Origin of the sequence: Campylobacter sp. LMG 7929 (assembly GCF_024723595.1) — a bacterium.
Classification (GTDB): domain Bacteria; phylum Campylobacterota; class Campylobacteria; order Campylobacterales; family Campylobacteraceae; genus Campylobacter_D.
Window position 1 is genome coordinate 81,676 of sequence record NZ_JANQCY010000008.1, and the last position, 6,042, is coordinate 87,717.

5 protein-coding genes are annotated in these 6,042 nt (G+C 27.0%); 1 reads left to right on the forward strand and 4 read right to left on the reverse strand.

All coding sequences use genetic code 11. The features are described 5' to 3' along the window. Position 1 precedes the first annotated feature (1 nt). Positions 2-2,593: a preprotein translocase subunit SecA gene (secA, locus tag CAMP5118_RS05390; protein ID WP_337216792.1), complete on the reverse strand. Its 2,592-nt coding sequence runs from the start codon at positions 2,591-2,593 to the stop codon at positions 2-4. Between the two features lie 117 nt (positions 2,594-2,710). On the opposite strand from secA, the gene lolA reads away from it, so the two are divergent. After that, positions 2,711-3,217 carry a LolA-like outer membrane lipoprotein chaperone gene (gene lolA, locus CAMP5118_RS05395; RefSeq protein WP_337216793.1) on the forward strand — a complete coding sequence of 169 codons (507 nt, stop codon included), beginning with the start codon at positions 2,711-2,713 and terminating at the stop codon, positions 3,215-3,217. On the opposite strand, the gene CAMP5118_RS05400 is transcribed toward lolA, so the two are convergent. Genes CAMP5118_RS05400 through CAMP5118_RS05410 form a run of 3 tightly spaced genes read right to left on the reverse strand, consistent with a single transcriptional unit; the run spans position 3,218 to position 5,986 of the window. Continuing rightward, a complete protein-coding gene (locus CAMP5118_RS05400) occupies positions 3,218-3,862 on the reverse strand; it encodes a flagellar basal body-associated FliL family protein (RefSeq protein WP_337216794.1) in 645 nt (214 codons plus the stop codon). A 2-nt stretch (positions 3,863-3,864) separates the two neighbouring features. Continuing rightward, a complete protein-coding gene (locus tag CAMP5118_RS05405) occupies positions 3,865-5,220 on the reverse strand; it encodes an ATP-dependent DNA helicase (protein WP_337216795.1) in 1,356 nt (451 codons plus the stop codon). A gap of 1 nt (position 5,221) precedes the next feature. Beyond that, the gene (locus CAMP5118_RS05410; protein ID WP_337216796.1) at positions 5,222-5,986 is read right to left on the reverse strand and encodes a class I SAM-dependent methyltransferase; all 765 of its coding nucleotides are present in this window, start codon (positions 5,984-5,986) and stop codon (positions 5,222-5,224) included. Positions 5,987-6,042: the final 56 nt, after the last annotated feature.

The following is a 6,042-nucleotide window of genomic DNA, read 5'->3' on the forward strand; positions in this document are numbered from 1 at the left end:
CTTAAGCTAAAATACCTTTTTTAGGACCACTTTTACCATGACATTCTTTATATTTTTTGCCACTACCACAAGGACAAGGTGAATTTCTAGGTACTTTAGTAATTTGTGCTTCACCGTTTTCATTAACACCACTTTCTGTAGTATTTGACAACAACTGCTCATTTTGTTCATGGCTTTTTTCTTCAAAATTTTGTACTTCTTTTTGAGTAAAAACTACATTAAATAACAATTTTAAACTGTCAAATTTAATACGCTCAACAAGCTCCATGAAAAGATTATAACTTTCTTTTTTATACTCCACTAAAGGATCTTTTTGGTTATAACTTCTTAAACCTATACCAGTTTTTAAAATATCCATTTGGTATAAATGCTCTCTCCATAGATTATCTAAAATTTGAAGATATAAAATTCTTTCAATTCTTCTAGCTTCCTTATCTTCAATAATACTCATTTTGTCTTTATAAGCTTTTTCTAAAATTTCACTTAATTTGTTTTCTACTTCAATCACACCTAAATCTTTAAAATCAGCTTCGTTTAGCTCAAAGTTACACTCATAACTTACTTTTTGCTTTAAGCTTTCAAAATGCTTAACATCATCTTCAAGCTCTGCATTTAGATAAATTTGACTTACCAAATGATTGCTATATTCAACAATATTTTTTAAAATTTTATCTTGCAAATCAAATTCTTCATCTAGTAATTCATTTCTATAATTATAGATAGTCTTTCTTTGCTCATTAGCCACATCATCATATTCAAGCAAATGTTTTCTACTTTCAAAATGTAAACTTTCAACTTTTTTTTGAGCATTTTCTACAGCTCTTGTAACAATGCGACTTTCTATATGCTCACCCTCTTCTATACCCAATCTTTCCATGATATTTTTAATGCGATCACCGCCAAAAATTCTCAAAAGATTATCCTCTAAACTTAAATAAAATCTACTTACACCAGGATCACCTTGACGCCCTGCACGACCACGAAGTTGATTATCTATTCTTCTACTTTCATGGCGTTCAGTTCCTATGATATAAAGCCCTCCTAAAGCTCTTATTTCATCATCTATTTTTATATCAACGCCACGACCTGCCATATTAGTAGCTATGGTTACTGCACCTTTTTTACCCGCATCTTGGATAATCAAAGCTTCTTGCTCGTGATTTTTAGCGTTAAGCACATGATGAGGAATGCGTTCTTTTACAAGCATATTATGAAATACTTCACTTCTTTCAATACTTGCAGTCCCTACTAAAACCGGTTGACCTTTTGCATTTGCTTTTTTTATCTCTTCAATAACTGCTTTAAATTTTTCTTCTTGTGTTTTATAAATCAAATCATCTTTATCTATTCTTGCAACCTGTATATTTGTAGGTATGGAAACCACATCTAAATTATATATTTGAGAAAATTCTGTTGCCTCAGTTTGTGCAGTACCTGTCATACCTGCTAATTTTTTATACATTCTAAAATAATTTTGGAAAGTAATATCTGCTAAAGTTTGACTCTCTTCTTGAATTTTTACTCCTTCTTTAGCCTCTAACGCTTGGTGCAAGCCATCACTAAAGCGTCTTCCTTCACTTAGCCTTCCTGTAAATTCATCAACAATTACAACTTCTTTATCTCTTAATACATAATGCACATCTTTTTCAAATAAATTATGTGCTTTTAAAGCTTGATCAAGCTGATGGGCTAATATTGCATTATCTAAGCTATATAAATTTTCTACTCCAAATAATTTTTCTGCCTTAGAAATTCCAGCCTCTGTAATCATGATAGTTCTATTTTTCTCATCAACAACAAAATCTCCACTTGGTAATTCTTGAGGAGTAGTCGCTGCTTGGCCTTTTTGCATTTGTTTTGCTACTTCATTTGCTTTAATATAACCATCTAAAGTTCTATTTGTAGGCCCACTTATAATAAGCGGAGTTCTTGCTTCATCTATTAAAATACTATCTACTTCATCAACTATAACAAAATTATGCTCTCTTTGTACTTTTTCAAGCTTTGAAAATTTCATATTATCACGCAAATAATCAAAGCCAAATTCATTATTTGTACCATAAGTTATATCACACTCATAAGCTTTTTTATGTGCTTCATCGCTATTTTGCTCTGAAAGTATCACACCTACACTAAAACCTAAAAAATTATAAATAGCACTCATTTGCTCTGCATCTCTTTTGGCTAAATAATCATTTACGGTAACTACGTGCACACCCTTACCGCTCATAGCATTTAATACAACAGGTAAAGTTGCAACCAAGGTTTTACCTTCCCCGGTTTTCATTTCAGCGATTTTTCCCTCATGTAAAACCATACCACCGATTAATTGCACATCAAAATGACGCATATTAAGCGTTCTTTTTCCTACTTCCCTAACTATTGCAAAAACATCATTTAGTATTTGGTCTAAAGTTTTTTCTTCTTTTTGAATTTGTGTTTTAAAATCTATAAAATTTTGTTTTAATTCATCATCACTTAAATTTTGGTATTTTGACTCTAAAGCATTAATTTGCGCAACTCTCTTTAAATATTTTTTTACTTCTCGATCGTTTTTTGTGCCAAATATTGCTTTAAATACACTAGAAAACATTTTTTTACCTTTAATTACAAAAATATATGCTAGATTATACCTTGATTTTAATTAGAACTATATAAAATTTTATTTGCATAAATTTTATATAATTTGTAAAATTTTTAAAGGATAATTATGAAATATTTTGTATTTTTAATGATATTTGCTTGTAATATTTTTGCTTTTGATATAAATTTTAAAAATTTTAGCAGTGATTTTGAACAAAAAGTGCAAAGTAATAATTCTTCGCTAAATTACAAAGGAAATTTTATCATCACTCAAAATAAAGCCTTTTGGAATTATACTAAGCCGAATAAAAAGCAAATTTATATCAATAATAAAGAAGTTGTTATCATAGAACCTGAATTAGAACAAGCCATTTATACTCAATTACAAAATTTACCAAATCTTCAAGCAATTTTTAAAAATGCAAAATCAATATCTCACGAAAACTATGAAGCAAAATACGAAAATATCATATATAATATCAAACTAGAAAACGGTAACCTTGACAGTATTTCTTACAAAGATGAATTGGGAAATTTAGTCAGTCTTTATTTTTACAATCAAAAATTTGATCAAAATATCAACGATAATATTTTTATACCAAAAATTCCAAGTCATTTTGATATAATCCATTAATCAAAATGGTATCTCTTTAAACAAATCTTGTTCTTTGCTTGGTGCTAACATTTGCATTTGAGCATTTTCCATGGTTTTTAAAATCATATCCATAGCTTCTTTGCTTGTATTAACATCTTGATTAAAACTTATATTACTATCTTTAATACTGTTTGTTTGAGTAGCATTTATGTCTTTTGGCTGGGTATTATTTTGATCTGAAGTTTTAGCAACTTTAAGAATATTTTGAATTTCTTCTTGCTTAGCAGTTTCTTTTAAATCTTCTTCCTTTTTTTCTAAATCTTTTACAAAACGCTTAAGCTCTTCTATATCAAATTGAGCCACTGAGTTAATTTTTAAAATATAAATGTTTTTTATTTGGGTTTTGTATTTTTTATTGCTAAATTTAAGCAAAGTTTCTTTGAAGTTGTTTTTACCCACTTCTGTAAACAAATCTTCATAAAAATAACTAGATACAATAGTATTTAATGCGTCTGTAATTTTCTTTTGTTCTAAATTTTCTCCCTCAAAATCTAAAGTCATTTCAATCTTTTTTAAAGTATTATTTCCAGCTTTTGAATACAAATCTGTTCTAAAATCTTCTATGCTTAAAGAATTAGCATAAATACTACAAAAAGAAAAAAATAAAATTACTACCCATCTCATAATCACTCCCTATCTTCTTCTAAATTTATAAACTTTTCTTGCAGATAAAATCGCTTTACCTCTTTATCGAATTTTAAAATTTTTAAAAAATAATCCTCAAAAGGCATTTTATAATTATATATTATTTTTAAATTACTTGGATTAATGGCTCTTGATAAACATACATATAATTGTCCTTTTTCAAAAATTCCATCAATATCGCATATTAATTTATCTATACTCATGCCTTGAGATTTATGGATTGTTATAGCATAAGCTAATTTTATAGGAAATTGAACAAATTTAGCTTTTATCTTAACTTCTAGTTTTTCATCTTTATCTAACTCATACTCTTCTAAGGTATATTCATATGGTTTTAATTTCAATCTTTCACCATTATTTTTTTCTATCAGAATATATTCTTGCTCTTTATCTTTTATAAAATCTAAAACAACACCTTGCTCCCCATTATAATAATTTTCTTCTTTATTATTCACACAAAAAATAATCTTAGCAGCTATTTTTAATTTTAACTCACTCAAAGAATTAAGTCCATTAATCCACTGCTCGTAAGTTTTATCATCTAAGGTACAATCTAGTTTTTCAGCTTTTGCTTTAAATATACTTTCTTTACCTTGCAAAAGATTTAATTTTTCAGTATTAATATGATTAGTCTTTTTATTGGTAGCGCATAATAAAGTATACTCATCCATATACTCAAGTAAATTTTTTGAACTAATTAACATTTTTTTAAAGAAATTCAATATTTCTTTATTTGTTTCACCCATTCTAAGAAAAAACAAATATTCGTAAAATTGTTTATCTAAAGTTCTTTTTGTAACACTAAGTTTTAAATTAATAAATTTAAGATCGTTCCAGGCTTGTGAAGAAAAAGCATATAAAGTATTTTGAAATAAAGTACTTTGAATTTGATTTTCTTTATGCTTAACCACGGGTGGAAGTTGAAAAAAATCTCCAACTAATAAAATTTTACCATTAAAACCACTTCTTGATAATCTATAATAAATCATTTCCATCAACGAAGCACTTACCATAGAGATTTCATCAATAACCAATAAATCGCATTGTTTTAAAATTCTCTTTAATTTTTCTAGTTTATCTTTTTGCTTTCTATCTTCATAATATAACTCATCATAATTTTGACATCTTTTAAAAGCAAAAAAACTATGTAAAGTAACCCCACCTATATTAAAAGCACTAAGAGCAGTAGAACCCAATACAATAACAATGTTTCCTTGAACTCTATAAGATTTTATAAGTTCCATAGTTAAAAAAGACTTACCAACACCTGCACCACCACTTAAAAATACATTATTATTTTTTAAAAAAAATCTTAATTTATCTACAACTAAGTTCAAGCTACTCTTTCATGCAAGATATTATCAACATCATTGGCCTATGCCATTCTTTTTTAAATTCATTTTTGAATTCAGGAAAAAGATTAATAATTTTATTAGAAGGCTTTGGCTCAATAATATTGGTTATTTTAAAATTATTTTGCAATAAGGGAGAAATATAACTTGTTAAGGTACGGTGATATTTAACCACACCCTCACCTAAAAAATTATATTTATTTTTATTTTCATAAAAATAATTTTTAATAGGAAAATATTGAATATCTCTATTATTATCATATATAAAATCTTGGGAAATATTTGCGGTAAAAACAGGATGCTCAACACTAAAAACCAAACTACCATTTTTATTAAGAAGATTTGAAATATTAAAAATTAATTTTTCATAATCCTTTATATAATGAAAAACTAAAGAACTAATAACTATATCAAATTTCATATTTTGTAAGTCAGTGATTTTATCTATTTCTTCACAAGAACCTCTATAAAAGGATATTTTATTTTTATATTTACTTGTTTTAGTCTTAGCTTTATCTAACATTTTTAAAGATAAATCAATAGCAAAAACTTTTTTAGCCCCATTTTCTAAAGCATAAATACTATGCCATCCATATCCACAACCTAAGTCTAATATAACTTTATCTTTTAAGCTTGGTAAACATGTTTTAAAATCTTCCCATTCACCAGCACCATCCAATCCTACTTTAGATCTTAGCATTAAGGCATATTTATCAAAAAAAATATTATCATCATACTTATTATCTAACATTATACATCCTTATAATAACTTTATTATATCAAAACTTTTCATTTTAATCTCATCAA

Bases quoted from the DNA above. Each gene is read 5' to 3' on its own strand.
- CAMP5118_RS05410 (WP_337216796.1), bottom strand. From the start codon at position 5,986: ATGTTAGATAATAAGTATGATGATAATATTTTTTTTGATAAATATGCC.
- CAMP5118_RS05400 (WP_337216794.1), bottom strand. From the start codon at position 3,862: ATGAGATGGGTAGTAATTTTATTTTTTTCTTTTTGTAGTATTTATGCT.
- lolA (WP_337216793.1), top strand. From the start codon at position 2,711: ATGAAATATTTTGTATTTTTAATGATATTTGCTTGTAATATTTTTGCT.
- secA (WP_337216792.1), bottom strand. From the start codon at position 2,593: ATGTTTTCTAGTGTATTTAAAGCAATATTTGGCACAAAAAACGATCGA.